The 17,527-nt window shown below is 45.7% G+C and carries 11 protein-coding genes; 7 read left to right on the plus strand and 4 right to left on the minus strand.

Annotated elements, in window-relative coordinates:
- Positions 1–8 precede the first annotated feature (8 nt).
- A complete protein-coding gene (locus Q3W13_RS20065; RefSeq protein ID WP_302866858.1) occupies positions 9–1,487 on the plus strand; it encodes a SusD/RagB family nutrient-binding outer membrane lipoprotein in 1,479 nt (492 codons plus the stop codon).
- A gap of 300 nt (positions 1,488–1,787) precedes the next feature.
- Here the strand turns inward: Q3W13_RS20065 and Q3W13_RS20070 are convergent, their stop codons facing one another.
- The 3 genes from Q3W13_RS20070 to Q3W13_RS20080 all read right to left on the minus strand — a co-directional run bounded on the left by Q3W13_RS20070 (position 1,788) and on the right by Q3W13_RS20080 (position 7,354).
- On the minus strand, positions 1,788–4,139 hold the full coding sequence (locus Q3W13_RS20070) for a DPP IV N-terminal domain-containing protein (RefSeq protein WP_302866885.1): 2,352 nt from the start codon (positions 4,137–4,139) through the stop codon (positions 1,788–1,790).
- 139 nt (positions 4,140–4,278) lie between these two features.
- A complete protein-coding gene (locus tag Q3W13_RS20075) occupies positions 4,279–6,786 on the minus strand; it encodes an alpha-L-rhamnosidase (RefSeq protein ID WP_302866888.1) in 2,508 nt (835 codons plus the stop codon).
- A gap of 349 nt (positions 6,787–7,135) precedes the next feature.
- A complete protein-coding gene (locus Q3W13_RS20080) occupies positions 7,136–7,354 on the minus strand; it encodes a Uma2 family endonuclease (RefSeq protein WP_302866890.1) in 219 nt (72 codons plus the stop codon).
- 111 nt (positions 7,355–7,465) lie between these two features.
- Between Q3W13_RS20080 and Q3W13_RS20085 the strand changes: the two genes are divergently transcribed.
- The 5 genes from Q3W13_RS20085 to Q3W13_RS20105 all read left to right on the plus strand — a co-directional run bounded on the left by Q3W13_RS20085 (position 7,466) and on the right by Q3W13_RS20105 (position 15,135).
- A complete protein-coding gene (locus Q3W13_RS20085) occupies positions 7,466–9,268 on the plus strand; it encodes a DNA polymerase III subunit gamma/tau (RefSeq protein WP_302866893.1) in 1,803 nt (600 codons plus the stop codon).
- 367 nt (positions 9,269–9,635) lie between these two features.
- Complete coding sequence (locus Q3W13_RS20090) at positions 9,636–10,508, plus strand: AraC family transcriptional regulator (RefSeq protein WP_302866894.1); 873 nt, start codon at positions 9,636–9,638, stop codon at positions 10,506–10,508.
- A gap of 176 nt (positions 10,509–10,684) precedes the next feature.
- Entirely contained in the window at positions 10,685–12,517 is a 1,833-nt protein-coding gene (locus tag Q3W13_RS20095) for a sodium:solute symporter family protein (protein ID WP_302866896.1), read from the plus strand.
- Between the two features lie 67 nt (positions 12,518–12,584).
- Positions 12,585–13,769, plus strand: coding sequence for a glycosidase (locus Q3W13_RS20100; RefSeq protein WP_302866900.1), 1,185 nt, complete (start codon positions 12,585–12,587; stop codon positions 13,767–13,769).
- Between the two features lie 160 nt (positions 13,770–13,929).
- The gene (locus Q3W13_RS20105) at positions 13,930–15,135 is read left to right on the plus strand and encodes an AGE family epimerase/isomerase (protein WP_302866902.1); all 1,206 of its coding nucleotides are present in this window, start codon (positions 13,930–13,932) and stop codon (positions 15,133–15,135) included.
- A gap of 45 nt (positions 15,136–15,180) precedes the next feature.
- Here Q3W13_RS20105 and Q3W13_RS20110 read toward each other — a convergent pair whose 3' ends face one another.
- On the minus strand, positions 15,181–17,085 hold the full coding sequence (locus tag Q3W13_RS20110) for an SPFH domain-containing protein (RefSeq protein ID WP_302866904.1): 1,905 nt from the start codon (positions 17,083–17,085) through the stop codon (positions 15,181–15,183).
- A gap of 278 nt (positions 17,086–17,363) precedes the next feature.
- On the opposite strand from Q3W13_RS20110, the gene Q3W13_RS20115 reads away from it, so the two are divergent.
- Positions 17,364–17,519: a hypothetical protein gene (locus Q3W13_RS20115; RefSeq protein ID WP_302866907.1), complete on the plus strand. Its 156-nt coding sequence runs from the start codon at positions 17,364–17,366 to the stop codon at positions 17,517–17,519.
- Positions 17,520–17,527 lie beyond the last annotated feature (8 nt).

Consider the following 17,527-nt stretch of genomic DNA (forward strand, 5'->3'; position numbering starts at 1 on the left):
AATTAGATATGAAAAAAACTACATTGATTTTTGCAGCGTTGCTGACATTGTCGGCCTGCAAAAAGGATCTAACGAGTTTAAACAAAGATCCCAAAAATCCGCCAGTGGTGCCATCATACGCGCTATTTACCGAAGCGGAAAGGTTATTGGCAAACACAATGACTACTCCAAGCGTAAATTCAAACATATTCCGCCTGATTGAGCAGCAGTGGACGGAAACGCAATACCTGAATGAAACACAATACCAGCTCACCTATCGTAAACAACCAGACGGATTATGGGCATCATTCTATTCAAGCGTTTTGATAAACTTCGAAAAATCTAAACAGGCCATGTCTATTGACGTGAAGGATGCGGCAACCCTCAAAAATGAGACCGCAATGGCTGATATCCTGCAGGTTTATACTTATTATTACCTGGTTACAACTTTTGGAAATATCCCTTACTCAGAAGCATTGGATATTAACAAACCGTTCCCAAAATATGATGATGCAAAAACCGTTTACAGCCAGTTGCTCACCCGTTTGGATGCTGATATTGCAGCATTGGATCCGGGTGCCGGTACCATCGGGTCTGCCGATATAATTTATGGCGGCGACATAGCCAAGTGGCAAAAGTTTGCAAATTCGTTTAAGCTGAAGATGGGTATTACGATAGCTGATTCGGACCCTGCCACCGCGCAGGCTACCGTCCAGTCGGCAGTGTCGGCAGGCGTATTTACCTCCAACGACGATAACGCACTGTTTCAGTATGTAGCAACACCTCCAAACACTAACCCGGTTTGGGTTAATCTGGTGCAGAGCGGCCGGCATGACTTTATAGCCACCAGCGAATTTATGAATATGCTGAATCCCGGCAAAGTTAATCAGGACCCAAGGTTGCCTTACTACTTTGCCCCAAGCCTGGCGCATGATCAGTATGTGGGCGCACCCAACGGATCAGGCAACGGAAGCCTTGCTTTTGCGCAATACTCATTGCCCGGCGGTCCGTTGTTAACACCGGGCGCGGAAGGCAGTCTTACCAATCCTGATTTTCCAGGCGATCTGCTCGATTATTCCGAGACGGAGTTTAATCTGGCTGAAGCCGTTGCACGCGGATTTGCCGGTGTAAGCGGTACTGTTGAATCGCATTACAATGCTGCCGTAACTGCTTCTGTTGAGTATTGGACCGGCGATGCCGCTGCAGCCGCAACATATCTAACCTTCGCGAATGTTAAATATGCCACAGCTTTAGGCGCTACCCCACTTCAGAAAATTGCAGGCCAGGAATACATTGCCCTTTACAACAGGGGATGGGATGCCTGGACAGTAAACCGCAGGCTCGACTATCCAAAACTGGTACCTCCGCCAAATGCATTCAGCGATTTCCCGGTTCGTTTTACTTATCCTATCAGCGAGCAAAACGTTAACCAGCCAAATTACGAGAAAGCAGCGGCTGCTATAGGTGGTGATAAAGTTACCACCAGGCTGTTTTTTGATACCAAGTAATATAATACACTCGCCAGGACTACTAAGTTTCTAAAGCTTCAAGTCTTACACCCCGGTTATGAAAGTGGCCGGGGTGTTTTATGTAAGAGCTTATCCACCTGGCTTTGCGTAGCAGGGAATTTTAACCCGGCGAAAGATTGTCCTGATCTGAGTGAACGTTTACTTGTCCGCCAATAATGTCGCTGAATAAACCTTTATCGCTCGTTCCTGCATTGAAATGACGAGACGGAAAAGGTTGGAAGAAAAAAAGCCTGCTCCCAAATTTGAAGCAGGCTTTATAAAGTTTAGTTAGTTTTGAAGTTACCTTCCGCCACTTGGGTTGCGGGGATCTGGTTTTCCCTTTAGCTGGTATTCTTTCGGAGGCTCGGCGCCCAAAAGGTTTTTTACAAAATAATCCCACCGGCGGCGCATCATATATAGCGAATATTGGCCATAGCCATGCGGCATGTTAGGGAATACTACCAGGTCATAATCTTTTCCTGCTTTTTCAAGCGCCTCAATAACCAGCATAGTATTGTATGGAGGTACGTTATCATCTAAAAGGCCATGAGCAAGCATCAGCTTTCCTTTTAAGTTTTTAGCGATGTTCTCGTTGCCCTGGGCTGGATAGTCAGAATTGGTTACCAGGCCGTTATAACGTTCGCCCCAATCATCTTCGTAGTTCAGGTTTTCGTGGTTGCCTGATTCTGATATGCCGACTTTAAAGAAATCCGGATAACGGAACATAGCGCATGCGGTAGCGAAACCACCGCCTGAGTGACCCCAGATACCTACGCGGGTAGTGTCCATATAAGGATATTTTGCGGCAAGCTGGCGGATTCCGGTGATCTGGTCGGGTAAGGTATTCTCGCCCATGTTGCCATAGCTCATATCATGATACCTTTTTGAGCGGTTAGGATTGCTGGTGCCTTCAATTTCGACCACAATAAAGCCGAGTTCAGCAAGCGCCTGCCCATCTCCGCGCGAGGCTGCAAAAGACCAGCTGCCTACACTGCCGCCCTGCGGACCAGGGTAGATATAATCGATAATCGGATATTTTTTGTTTGGGTCGAGTTTTGATGGGGTTATTAACAAACCGTAGATATCCGTTTTGCCATCATGCGCTTTAACCGAAAAAGTAGTCAATGGTTTCCAGCCGGTGGCTTGCAATCTTGAAATATCGGCCTTTTCTAAAGTAGCGATCATTTTGCCATTTAAATCGCGTAGTACAGTAACCGGCGGCACATCAGGTTTTGAATAGCTATCCACAAAATATTTTCCGTCTGGCGATAAGCTAACGCTGTGATTGCCTGCTTCCGGGGTAAGTGTGGCAAAATGCTTTCCATCAAAACCTACTTTACAAAGCTGTTGAAAATAAGGATTTTCAGCCTGCCGGCATGTTGTCGTAAAATACAGCATCCGGTTCTTTTCATCAACCTTTAGCAGGCGGCCAACTACAAAGTCGCCTTTGGTTATCTGGTTTTTTAGCTTACCGGTCGTAGCATCATATAAGTAAAGGTGTCCCCAGTTATCGCGTTCCGAGTACCATATAATTTCGTTGGATTTATCGAGGTAACGCCAGTTGATAGCGCCGCGACCTGACTCGAACTGGGTTGGCACAGTTTCTTCGAACACTTCCCGAACATCGCCGGTATTGCAGTCGGCTATGCGGAATTTCTCTATTTTATGATCGCGTGAGGTTGATACGAACGCAAGTTTGCTGTTGTCTGAGCTGAAATCAACATCGTCCATCTGGCCGCTGCTGGCAATATCGTCGCTCAGCGTAGCACGATGCGGGTCTGGCGCAACTTTAGTCATTACGACTTTCGGATTTTCCACATCAATAATACAGCGCTGTATCATAGGTATTTCGCCGCCCGGTAATGGGTATTTCCATTCTTTAAGGGTTGGCTTACCCACATTAGTAGTAACCAGGTACATGTCGCTCACTTTGCGCTGGTCATCTTTAAATGTTACAATCTTTTTTGAGTCAGCCGACCAAACCAGGATGGCATTATCGCTGTGTTTCCAGCCTGCGTTATCGGTTGCGTAGCCATAATCCTTTATACCATCGGTAGTAAGCTGTGTTTCCTTTTGTGTTTCCATATCGCGTACCCAAAGGTTCCAGTCGCGGATGAAGACGCCTTTTTTACCGTCGGGCGATATATTCAGTCCTCCAAAGCCACCGCGGCCTCCACGACCGCCGCGCCTGCCGCCGCCTCTCATTTCACCAGCCGGGGAACTGTCAGCAGTTATGGCATAAGAGCCGAGATCGGCTTTCCATCGTTTGCCATCAGCCGAAAATGTTATGGATTTACCATCCGGCGCAAAATTGATGCTGACAAAAGGCAACATAGATGCGGTATATTGCTTACCGGTAGCCGCGGATAACGACGCAGCCAGTTTTGCCTGGTCGAATGCAGCAGAGCGTGTGCCCTTTGCAGGGTTTACAATAATAAATTCGCTGCCATTAGCGGTAAGATTACGGTACCAGAACCGGCCGTCGGGCAACCAGTCGGGGCGAACGCTTGCGTTGTCTATCAAAGGTTCGGTGCCATAGCTTAAAAAGCTTTCAGCGCGCTCATAATCTTTAGCAGTTAAGGCCTGTCCCTGCTGGGCGTGAGCAGATAATACCAGCGCGCAAGGTATTACCGTGAGTAATAATTTGTTCATTTTGTTAAGTCGGTCAGTTATTAGCAAACCAAGCTACAGCAAATAAATAGATTTCACAAATTTGAGAGGTTGTGTAATATTATTGTGGCAGAAGAGGGGGATTGATAGTTTTGATACCGGCAAGCCGGCATGTTATTTTCTACCTTAGTTCAAACACATAGCTCCCCGCTTCAATATCAAGTCCTTTGACCGTATTTAACCATTTACCGTTTAAAATCGCTTGTTTTCCCGCCGGGAAATAAATCCGGGCTGCAGAATTTGCCGGTATCACCACTGAATATATTATCACACCATTAGTCCTTTTCCACGACGAAACAATTTTTCCATAGGGGCCGGTGTGCTCCGCTTCAAAATGGCCGAGTTTGTCTACAAAATTTGGAGTTAATATAACGCGTTTAAAGCCGGGTAGTTCAGGGTCGGGTTTTATGCCACCCAAGCCTTTGAAATACCAGGCGCCAATTTCGCCAAACATAATGTGGTTGAGCGATAAGGCATCGTCGGCATCGATATTCCAATTTTCGTATAACGTAGTTGCTCCTTTCTTTATCCACCATCCCCATGAAGGAAATGTTTCCTGTGAGGCTATAGCATAGGCGACATCGGCGTAGCCATTATCACTTAATGCACTCAATATAGCCTTGGTTCCTAAAATACCAACGTCCAGGTGATTATCGGCATGTTTAACTGCATCAGCCAGCGCGGAAGCGATTTTATGCTTCAAGGTATCAGGCGCTAGTCCCCAAAACAGTGGCACGCTTTGCTCAGTCTGGAAACCTTTGTCGTAAATGCCCGAAGCTTTGTCCAGGTATTTGGCGTTGAATGCGTTTTTTATCTTCAGGGCAAGTTGTTCATAATGCTTCTGATCGTCAGAGCGCTTAAATAATCTGGCCGCTTTAGCAAGAATGGTAACATCAGCGAAATAATAGGCGGTTGAAGTAAATTCAACAGGCGTAACCGATTTTACGGGTACCCAGTCGCCAAGGCCCCAGGTAGTCAGGCCGGTAGGGTAAAGCTCATCAATGTGGTCTGCATATTTCTTAATGGCCTCATAATTATCCGCGAGAGCTTTACTGTCTCCATAAAAAAGGTAAAGGTTCCAGGGAATAATGGCAACGGTGCTGGTCCAGTCTGGTCCGTTGCCCCATTCATAACCCCAGCCATTTGAGGGAATAATAGATGGCAAAACACCATTAGGCTGCTGCTCGTCACGATGATCTGCCATCCATTTTTCGTAAATGGTGATGCCATCGAAATTATACAATCCGGTTTCGCTGGCGATGTGGGCGTCGCCTGTCCAGCCGTTTTTTTCGCGTTGCGGGCAATCGGTAGGGTAACCAAAGAAGTTTGACAGATAAGAGGCGTTGGTAGCCTGCCATATTTTATCAAGCATAGTGCTTGACGACGTGATAGTGCCCACCTGCTCTACATCGCTATGCATAAAATAGCCGTAAAGACTTTCTTTTGCCAGCTCGATCGGCCTGTCACTGCTAACTTCAACATATTGAAAACCCTTGTAGTTAAAGCGCGGCATAAATGTTTCTTCGCCTTTGCCGCTTAAAATAAATATATCGGTTTGGAAAGGGTCTTTGTCATCGGTAGGGCGGTAGTGGATGTCGATGTTGGATTGATCTGCGTAGCCGTTTTTACCAAGTTTCTCGGCATGCTTCAGGCGGATAACCGTACCGGCTTCGCCTTTAACCGTTATGCTGCTCACGCCGGAAATGTTCCGGCCAATATCGAACAGGTATGTTTTGTCGTCCAGCTTTTTGATGCTCTGTGCCGGAATTTTTTCGATAGCCCGTATTGGCTGCATGGCCTGCGAAACGATGTTCATTGAAGGGGCCTGACGGGCGAATACCCCTTTCCATGCTGTATCGATGAAGTTTGGCGTGCTCCATCCGGGTTGCTCCAGGCGGGCATCGTAGTGTTCGGCGGTATAAATACTGTTGAAAATGATGGGACTATGCGAGGTTTTCCATGAAGTATTTGAGGTTACGGTTTCAACCGAGCCGTCATCATAAGTTATGCGCAGGTCGAGACAAAAGGCGGGCCGGTTGCGCCATGGCGCCTTATGGAAATACCATACTGCCGTGCTCTGGTGATTGTACCAGCCGTTGCCCAGCAAAACGCCAACCGCATTTTTACCGCTTTGCAGTTGTTTGGTAACATCATAAGTAACGTAGAGTGTCCGACGGTCAAAACGGGTATACATTGGGTCGAGACGATGGTCGCCTATCTTTTCGCCATTGATATATAGCTCGTATAAACCCGCCACTGCAATATATGCCCTCGCTGACACTACCTTTTTTGTTAAGCCGAATGTTTTACGGAAATAGGGAGCGGGCTTCATATCGGGGTCATGATTATCGCTTATCCAGGCGCCGTGCCAGTTTGTTTTCATTAAACCTGTTTCAAAAGCCGCGACAGGCGACACAACTGATTTTCCATTTTTATCCCACACCTGCACCCTCCAATAGTATTTGGTAAATGGTTGTAACGGTTTTCCATTGTATGTTATCCGGGAAGCATCGCTTGTAGTTTTCATCGATTGCCAGCTGTTAGTTATTCCTTTAGTTAACTTTATCGAATCGGTATTCACCGATAGCTGCCAGGCCGTTTGCCTCGCCCCCTGGCGACTATCGCTCATTGCCCATGTTAAGCGCGGATGCGGGGAATCAATACCCAGTGGATTATTAAGGTATTCGCATTTAAGGTTGATGACTTTTGCATTTTGCGCAGGAAGGGCGTTCGTAAATGCAGCTGTTAGGAAGAAGATAAAAAATATTCTGGTTGAAAGCAGTGACTTAAAAGCTGAAGAAATCATTTACAGGCAATCGATAGTTAAATTGGTAACACAAACTTAACCATTAAAACGGTATCCGGCATCCTGCACTATCTGTGGAAGATTATATAAAAATTGGTAAATGTGATTTATTAGAGCTGGTCTGAAAAAAGGTCTTCAAGGTCAATAACCAATCCGGGTAGAATAGGAGTAGTTACCTCATCGCCAATAAAACACGGCATGGCTTTCGCTTCCTTAAGAAATTATACAATTCATTAAAAATAGCTCCTGAAACTATCTGATGCACCGAACCAGGTGCAGGACTCATCTTAAAGATTTTACCTTTAATCAATTCCAGGCGTTCGTCGAACGTCCACTTTAAGTAGTCGGCGTAAGTATAGGTTTTGTTGAAGTCCAGATCTGATAGCTGCATAGATTCAACTCATTTATCACAATCTACAAATTTAAAATCAGCCCAATTCTTCGTCCTGCTGTTTCCTCACACCGCTTTTAACATAAGCAGATTATTATTACCTTAGTAGCTGTGGATAATTTCATCGTTTCGGCCCGTAAGTACCGCCCGGCTACTTTTGAAAGCGTTGTTGGACAGCAACATATCACCAACACGTTAAAAAACGCCATTAAAAATAATCAGCTGGCGCAGGCATTTTTGTTCTGCGGTCCGCGTGGTGTGGGCAAAACTACCTGTGCGCGTATCCTCGCAAAAACCATTAACTGCGAAAACTTACAACCAAATGGCGAGGCTTGCGGCGTATGTAATTCGTGCCAGTCGTTCCAAAATGGTAATTCATTCAATATCCACGAGCTTGATGCTGCATCCAATAACTCAGTCGACGACATCCGCAGTTTGATTGAGCAGGTGCGCATACCGCCACAGGCAGTGAGGTATAAAATATATATCATCGATGAGGTACACATGCTCTCGCAGGCAGCTTTTAACGCCTTCCTGAAAACGCTTGAGGAGCCGCCGCATTATGCCATATTTATATTAGCTACTACCGAGAAGCATAAGATATTACCAACTATACTTTCCCGCTGCCAGATATTCGATTTTAATCGTATTCGTGTAGAAGATATGGCTTCGCACCTGGCATCTATCGCTCAAAAAGAAAATATTGAATATGAGCCGGATGGCCTGCATGTTATCGCTCAAAAAGCCGATGGCGGGTTGCGTGATGCCCTTTCGATGTTCGACCAGATCGTTAGTTTTTCCGGTGGCGATGTTACTTACAGGGCAGTTATCGACAATCTGAATATCCTTGATTACGACTACTATTTCAATATAACCGACCGGCTGCTAAACCAGGATAATGCCCAAACGCTTTTATTGTTCGATGAGATATTGTCACGTGGATTTGATGGTGCGCATTTTATTTCGGGCCTGTCGGAACACTTTCGCAATTTGTTAGTAGGTAAAGACCAGGCTACGCTGAAGCTGCTGGAAGTAAGCGAAGGCATACGTAATAAGTATCTGCAGCAGGCGCAGTCTTCAAGTGTATCGTTCCTGATGTCGGCTCTGAACATAGCCAACCAGTGCGACCTGAACTATAAGCTGAGCAAGAACCAACGCTTACAGGTTGAACTGGCATTGCTGAAGATGTGTAATCTTCAATCGGTGTTCAATCTCGCGGTTACGCCGCTCGCTGCAATGCCCGCGCAAGAGGGGCAATTAAAAAAAAAACCTGATTCCGCAGCAATAACGCCCGAAAGGGAGCAGAAACAGGCTGCACAGCCACCTGCACCGGCCGTAGGCGCTGTCCAACCGTTGCGGCCTCCGGCGCCGGAAAAACCAGCTGCTGCCGTAATAAAGGAAGAGGTGGCGGCAGAAAAACCCAAAGTATTTATACCTAATTCAAGCCTGGCCTCTGCATCGGTTAAGATACCATCGTTAAGAGATGTAGGTAAAATGGTTGAAGCAGCCGCCGAAGAAGAAGACCCTTACATAAAAGGCGATGCCAAAGATGCTTTTACCGATGACCAGTTCTCGAAATGCTGGAGCGATTATGCGGCAAAGATTAAATCTGAAGGGAAGAAAAACGCGCTTACCATATTTATCTCCTATCCACCCAAAAAGCTGGGCGACAATGTGTATGAGGTTGTTTTAGAAAATAAAGTGCAGGAGAACCTTTTCCGTGAGGAGCGGCCCAACCTGCTCAATTACCTGCGGCTCACGCTGCGCAATTTCGATATTGAAGTGAATGCGCGTGTAGATGAGGTTGCCGTAGTAAAGCGGCCTTACACCGCTTCTGAAAAATTCCAATATATGGCGCAGAAGAACCCGGCGCTGGCCGAACTGAAGAATAAGTTTAACCTTGATTTTGACTGATGTCAAAAGCGCTGTTTTTCCCGGTTTTAAATAAATAGTCCGGCATCAAATTATTTCTAAAAAGTACAATTACCGACATTCCAAAAACTGTTATGTTAAAACGACCGTTGCTTTACCTCACCAGCGATAGCTCTGTCGTTTCTTCGCTATCAAACCCCGTAGTGTACCGGCGCGATTTTGTCAATTTCTGCCTTATGTCCGCCGAAAAGCGCGGTAGTATTTGTTTATTGTGATCATTTTACCTTGTAAAACTGACATTACTGATGCTAATACATTATTGTTTCCTTCTGCTCCTGCAATTAATTCAACTAAATTGTTAAATTCGTATTATCTATATAACCAATTTGTATAACCAAAATAATTTGTGATGAGCAATGTAATGCGCGAGATTACCCCGCTGACGCCCAGCGATTGCTTTACCATTTTTTCGAGAGTAAAAAGCAAGTTCGATTTTCCGCTCCATTATCACGACGAGTATGAATTGAACCTGATACTGAATGCCAAGGGTGCGAAACGCGTGGTTGGCGGAAATATTGAAGTAATTGAAGACCTTGAACTGGCCCTGATCGGTCCGAACCTTTATCACGCCTGGTTTACTCACCAGTGCCAAAGCGAGGCCATCACCGAGATAACCATACAGTTTCACAAAGACCTGTTTGATGAAAAGTTGCTGAAGCGCAATCAGCTAAGTTTTTTAAAAAGCATGCTGGAGCGTTCGCAGCGGGGTATTGCCTTTGCCCCGGAAACCGTAACCGCGCTAAAAGACCGGTTGCTGTCGCTGGATAAAAAAAACGGTTTTGATTCAGTACTGGAGTTGTTTTCTATCCTGCATGATCTTTCTATTTCCCGGAACATGAAGACCTTGTCAGATCCAAGCTTTACCAACGAAAAGTTTTATTACAATAGCCGTCGCATCGAGAAAGTATTTGAGCACATGAACCTTAATTATCATAAGCAGGTAACTCTTGCCGAAGTCGCACGCATCGCCAACATGCCCGAAGCATCCTTTAGCAGGTTTATCAAAAAGCGCACCGGTAAAACTTTCATCGATAGTTTAAACGAAATACGCCTGGGCCATGCCTCAAGGATGCTTATAGACTCAACCACCACCATTGCCGAAATAGCTTATAAATGCGGATTCAATAATATTTCCAACTTTAACAGGATATTTAAACGCAAAAAACTCTGTATTCCTAAAGAATTCCGCGAAACGTACACCGGAAACCGGGTGTTTATCTGATGTGCAGATTTCTAACGGAAAATTTGCAGGATTATGTTTTCGAGTTAAAAAATTTAATACATAAGGATAAAATAGTATTACAAAATAGCTATTGATAAATCTATTTTAGGCTAAACCAATTGAACATAATTTTCATCCGCACAACGCATACCCACCCATCTGTCTGTTAGCACAAAATGAAGCTTAATCCCATAGATATTGCCATAATAGCGGTTTACCTGCTGAGCACAATATTTATCGGGCTATGGTATCGCAAAAAGGCGCGCCAGAACAAGGAAAGTTATATGCTGGGCGGCAAATCGTTGCCGTGGTACAAGCTGGGGTTAAGTGATGCTTCGGATATGTTCGATATCAGCGGCACCATGTGGATGGTGAGCCTGTGCTTTGTGTACGGTATGAAGAGCATCTGGATACCTTGGCTGTGGCCGGTTTTTAACCAGGTTTTTTTGATGATGTACCTGTCACGGTGGTTAAGACGTTCCAATGCTGCTACGGGTGCGGAATGGCTCGCGTCACGCTTTGGGCAAAGAGGCCGGGGCGTAACTGCTTCGCAAATTGTGGTTATTTGCTTTGCTTTATTAAGCTGCCTGGCATTTATGGCCTACGGATTTATCGGTTTGGGTAAGTTTATCGAGATTTTTGTCCCCTGGGATATGATAAAAGGGTATATCCCTTTCAACGTCGCGCCTCAATATGTGCCGCATGTTTATGGCATCATCTTTACGCTGTTCGCCATGTTTTATTCCATACTGGGCGGCATGCACAGCATTGTAGTTGGCGATATGGTAAAATACGGGGTAATGACGGTTGCCTGTATATGGATAGGATTTATTGCTTCCGCGCAATTAGCCAATCACCATTTAAACGTCCCGCATGGCTGGTTCAGCCCTTTTTTCGGTTCGCATTTGGGATTAAACTGGTCAGGCATTATTACTGAGGTTAACGCCAAAATTAAAAGCGATGGATATTCGTTGTTTGGCTTATTTTTTATGATGATGACCTTTAAGGGCTTTTTTGCTGCTTTAGCCGGACCCGCGCCAAATTACGATATGCAGAAAATCCTTTCTACCCGCTCACCCGAGGAGGCCAGCAAAATGAGCGGTTTTGTAAACATCATTCTGCTGCCCATTCGCTACACGCTCATCATCAGCCTGACTATCCTGGGATTGATTTTTTATCACCAGATGAATTTAAACGATGGCAGCGGGACAATTGACTTCGAACGAATATTACCGGCGGTGATCAATAATTTTTTGCCTGTTGGATTAGTCGGATTGTTGCTGGCGGGATTGCTGGGGGCGTTTATGAGTACATTTAGCGGGACCATGAATGCGGCGCAGGCCTACATTGTAAATGATATCTATCTCAAATACATCCGCCCGGATGCATCGCCGCGAAAAATAATCACTATGAATTATGCCGTGGGCGTTACAGTGGTAGCGGTCGGCGTGATGCTTGGCTTTTTTGTGAAAGATATTAACAGTATGCTGCAATGGATAGTCTCGGCACTGTATGGAGGCTATATTGCCTCGAACGTGCTGAAATGGCATTGGTGGCGCTTTAATGCCAGCGGTTTTTTTTGGGGAATGCTTACCGGGATAGCCGCGGCGATGGTGTCATCCGTTGTAATACCGGATGGAGAGCTGTTGTACTGGTTCCCCGTTTTATTTGCGTTATCACTGGCTGGCTCTATCATTGGCGCCTGCGCAACATCGCCGACTGACATTGATGTTTTAAAATCATTTTACGCCAACGTGCGCCCATGGGGGTTCTGGGAACCGGTAAAACAAGCTGTGATGGACGATGATCCATCGTTTCAGCCGAACCGCAACTTTAAGCTTAATATGTTCAATGTGGTAATAGGCACTGCAGCCCAGTGTTGCCTTACTATTTTGCCGATGTACCTGGTGCTTGGGCAGCATTTGCCATTGCTGGCGACGGTGGGCATACTTGCGGTTACCATAGTGATACTAAAGAAAACCTGGTGGAATAAACTAAGTGAATATTGATTTGGAATATCATCGGTTTGATGATGATTGCACTGATGTTGAAAAAAGCTACTAAAGAAACAAAAACATGACTACCGACTTTGAGAAACGACTTAACCTGCTGGAAATTGAACACCTGCAGCTAATAAAGAAAACCAACAAAATTGCAGGCATCGGCAATGGCGTATTCGACAGGTATGTTAACCCGGTTTTAACGGCGGGTCATACTCCGCTTTTTTGGCGTTATGATTTGAACCCGGAAACCAATCCTCACCTGATGGAGCGCTTCGGTATCAATGCGGCTTTTAATGCAGGTGCAATAAAGCTGAATGACAAGTACTTATTGGTGGCACGCGTTGAGGGCGCAGACCGTAAATCATTCTTTGCAGTAGCAGAAAGTCCGGACGGTATCAGCAATTTTACTTTTTGGGACAAACCGGTAGCAATGCCCGAAACGGCCGAACCCGATACAAACGTTTACGATATGCGTTTAACCGCACACGAAGACGGCTGGATTTACGGCCTGTTCTGCACTGAGCGCCGCGACCCTGAAGCACCAGGCTACGATCAAAGCATGGCCATAGCCGCTTGTGGCATTGCCCGCACTAAAGACCTTGTAAAATGGTACCGCCTGCCGGATTTGATCACCAATTCTCCCCAGCAGCGCAATGTAGTGCTGCACCCGGAATTTGTTGATGGAAAATATGCGTTATACACCCGTCCGCAGGATGGCTTTATCAGTGCGGGTACAGGAGGTGGCATAGGCTTCGGTTTAAGCGATTCAATGGAAAATGCCCGGGTTGATGAAGAATTCATTATCGACAACAAAATCTATCATACCGTTTATGAAGCCAAAAACGGGCAGGGGCCTGCTCCAATCAAAACAGAAAAAGGCTGGCTGCATTTGGCGCATGGTGTTCGGAATACTGCCGCTGGTTTGCGCTATGTATTGTATATGTTTATGACTGATTTATATGATTTAACCAAAGTGCTGTGTAAGCCTGCAGGTTATTTGCTGGCGCCCGAGGGCGAAGAGCGCATTGGCGATGTATCCAACGTGGTTTTTTGCAATGGCTGGATTAAGGATGATGACGGCCGGGTGTTTATCTATTACGCATCTTCGGATACACGTATGCACGTCGCCACTACAACTGTTGATAAGCTTTTAGATTATGTAATGAACACACCGGCGGATGGGTTGCGCTCTGCCGCATCCGTGAGCACACTTTATGAATTGATTGAGAGGAATTTAAGAATAAGGGCGAAGGTGTAATCAAAAGCTTTAGTGAGTTTTGTGATTGCAAGCGCAGGGTGGCGCCTCGTCACTATACTTATCCGTCATGCAATTTATGACTTATCTGTCTGAATTTAGGGCGAGGGCGCTGCTTCGCACTTCGTCTCGCAATGAACAAATTTTATAAATCAGGAATCTTATGGAGTATCAACATCTGCACATATTTAAACAAGAGCTTACCAACGAGTTATCCTCCATACTCAACTGGTGGGCCACAAACGCTCCTGACGATATCAACGGCGGCTTTTACGGAAAAATAGATAACAATAACCAGGTTACCGGTGATGCTCCGAAAGGTTCCGTATTAAATGCCCGGATACTTTGGACGTTTTCCGCAGCTTACAATCATCAACCTGGATCGTTGTACCGGCAGATGGCAGACAGGGCCTATAAATATATTATCGATAACTTTATAGATAAATCATTTGGCGGTGTTTATTGGTCGGTTGACTATGAAGGACAGCCGCTGGATACCAAAAAACAGGTTTATGCTATGGCATTTACTATTTATGGCTTGAGCGAATATTATCGAGCAAGCAAAAATGACGAAGCCAGGCAAACAGCAATTGAACTTTTTAATTTACTTGCCGAAAAAGCATACGACCCGGTAAAGACCGGCTATTTCGAAGCATTTACCCAAGACTGGCAGCCCGTTGATGACCTGCGCCTGAGCGCGAAAGATGCGAACGAAAAGAAAACAATGAACACACACCTGCATGTGCTGGAGGGTTTCACTAACCTTTATCGCATCTGGCCTGATGGATTGTTAAGAAAGCACATCAGTATTCTGCTCAATAACTTCTTCGATTATTTTATTAATAAAGAAACCCATCATCTCAACCTGTTTTTTGACGAGCACTGGAATTCCAAAGGCGGGCTAATCTCCTACGGACATGATATCGAAGCTACCTGGCTTCTGCTGGAAGCGGCAGAAGTAATAGAATATAGTGAAGCTATCGAAAAAATAAAACGACTAATCCCAATAATGGCCCAGGCGACCACTGCCGCCCTGGATGATGACGGCGGTTTATGGTATGAGTATGAACCACAAGATCATCATCTTGTAAAGGAAAAACACTGGTGGGTACAGGCCGAGGCAATGGTGGGATTTTTTAATAGCTGGCAGGTAACCGGCGATACCAAGTATTTAAATATCGCGCTTAAAAGCTGGGGTTTTATAAAGAACGGCATCATTGATAAGCACAACGGCGAATGGTTCTGGGGTATTGGCGAAACCGGACGAATAATGAAAGACGAGGATAAGGCCGGGTTTTGGAAATGCCCCTACCATAACAGCAGGGCTTGTTTGGAATTGATTCGTAGAATTGACCACGGGAAATTATAAACTTGCGAAGTTTGGGAAACTTCGCAAGTTTGAAAGTTTAGATAATTATTTGCCTTCTTCAGGTTTTGCAGATCTAATATCCGCAGGTTTGGTTAATTCAGCCTCATTGCTCAACTGTAGTTTTTTGAACATTTCAGAGCCGATTAAGGCATCAATCATCCCGCCATTTCCGCCATCTTTTCCGCTTACCAGGATATCAGGTACCAATTTGATACCGTGTGCAGCTAAAGCTTCAGCTACACGGACTATCGCGTATTGCTCAGTACCCATAGCTTCCGTCTTCTGCTTGGTAACTTCAGCTTCAGAAAGACCTATCGCCTTTATCTTAGCAGCTTCAGCATTACCGTTCAGTTCGGTTGCATTCGCATCCGCTTTGGCGTTAATAGTTTTGGCCTCGGCATCTGCCTTAGCTATGGTGATCCTTACTTCAGCATCAGCTTTAGCGTTGATAGTTTTAGCCTCAGCCTCGCCTTTTGACATAGCAACCCTTGATGCGGCTGTCTGCGTGTTAATTTCTACCTGGCGGGTTGATTTAACAACCTCAGGCTGCATGTCGGCGCCCGCTTTGGCGCTCTCAAATTCCTTACGTTCTATCTGCGCATGGCGTTGTATCTCGTAAGTAACCTTTTCCTCTTCAGCCAGCTTACGGTCGGTAAGGGTTTTCATCAGCGCGGCTGGCGGCACAATGTCGCCTATCAGTGTATCTACGCCGATAACGTTATAGGTATTCAGCACATGGCTGATATGATCCTTTGCGTCATTCTGCCTTTGCACACGGTTGCCCAGGAAGCCGATAACGTCGCTTTTTTGTGCCGAGTTACGGAAGTAGTTGGCAATGGTTGGCTCCAGCACCTGCGAGATCAGGTTCTTCATCTTCCCGAAACGGGCGATAACCTTTGGCGCTTCGTTACGGGGAACGTGGATGATCTGCGACACGTCAAGATTAAAGGTAAAACCGTCGGATGAACGCACAGTAATAGTACACAGGTTTTTGTCCAGTTCGTGCGCTTCCGTGCGGCTATCGGCCCAGTTCAGCACGATATTGGTTGTTGGCACCACTTCCACCGCATGGGTATAAATGTTTACCGGGTGCTTACCAGGGTCAAGCGGTTCTTCCCAAACACCTTTTTCGCCCCGGTTGACTATGTTACCATGCTTAAAGTTTTCGCCGCTGGTGTCTTTACCTTCAGGGCCGACAAATGAGTTGACCACGCCTACATACCCAATAGGAATGTATAGCATATCTACCTCCTCAACCTTTACAAACCAGGGGTTAAGGTAATAGGTACCGGCCAATATAACATCTTCCTGCAAGCCCTTGCGGCCTCCTGCAGTGATGAACGCCATTGGGTCCTGGTAGTTTTTATGCCCGGCTACCGATTCTCCGGCTATCTCGCCTTTTTCAAGCGGCTCTCCATCCAGCGTGGTAACAATGCCAACTTTATTTTCGTGTATCTGTGTAACCGGCACGGCCACAACCTCGAACATAAAAGTATTTATACGGTAACTGCCCGGCGTTAAGAAAGCGGCCTGCGGACCTTTTTGGCCCTTGTTATCCAGGAATGCGATGGTATCCTGGAACTTATCGCAATCTACCGGCTTACCCAGCACACGGCCGGTGTCCATTGAGGCGCCGTCTTTAGCCTTTACCAGGCCCAGTTTGCCCTGCTCGATAATGGTAAACTGCTCCATGGTGATAGCATATTGCCATGGCCACATACCCCAATACAAACCGGGAGCGAGGGCTTTGGCCTGCATACCTGCCTCGCCATTGGTGGCGATAATGCGGCCGTCGGGCAGGCGTTTGCTGCCGGAGAGCGCATATTTTTTAACCACCAGGCCTATGCGGTCGTCGGGTACGATGATCATACCGAAGAATACGCGCAAAACAAATTTGTACATTACAAGAATAATTATGACGGGCAATACCCACCATAATGAAACAATCATTGGGTTCATTTTTTGAATTAAAATTTAGATTTTTAAAAAAACATGGCCCTTGAGGTGCGGGCTTTTACGAGAACTTTCAGCATTAACTTGCGTTCCTTAGCTGTTAAGTGATATTTAGAGTATACCAGTGGCGGGTTGTTACAAAAAATATGATATATTTTTAAATACCCCTGCAATTACCAGTACCCTTTAAGCGCACAGTCAAATAAATATTTTAACAATCCTAAACAATTATTGAAATGCGCAGGTTGATTTAATACATATCAATACACAAAGCCATGAAAACTCCCATCAAAAAAACTGGCGAAAAGAAAGAATCACTGACAAATGCCAGCCGCCGTAATGAACTCAAAACTGACTTACCTTTGAGCGAGAAAGACGAAGTGAAACAGGCAGAGGAAAAGATGCGCAAAAGGGCAGGGAAGGTTGATTAAAGTATTGG

It is taken from the genome of Mucilaginibacter sp. L3T2-6, assembly GCF_030519355.1.
Taxonomy (GTDB): Bacteria; Bacteroidota; Bacteroidia; order Sphingobacteriales; family Sphingobacteriaceae; genus Mucilaginibacter.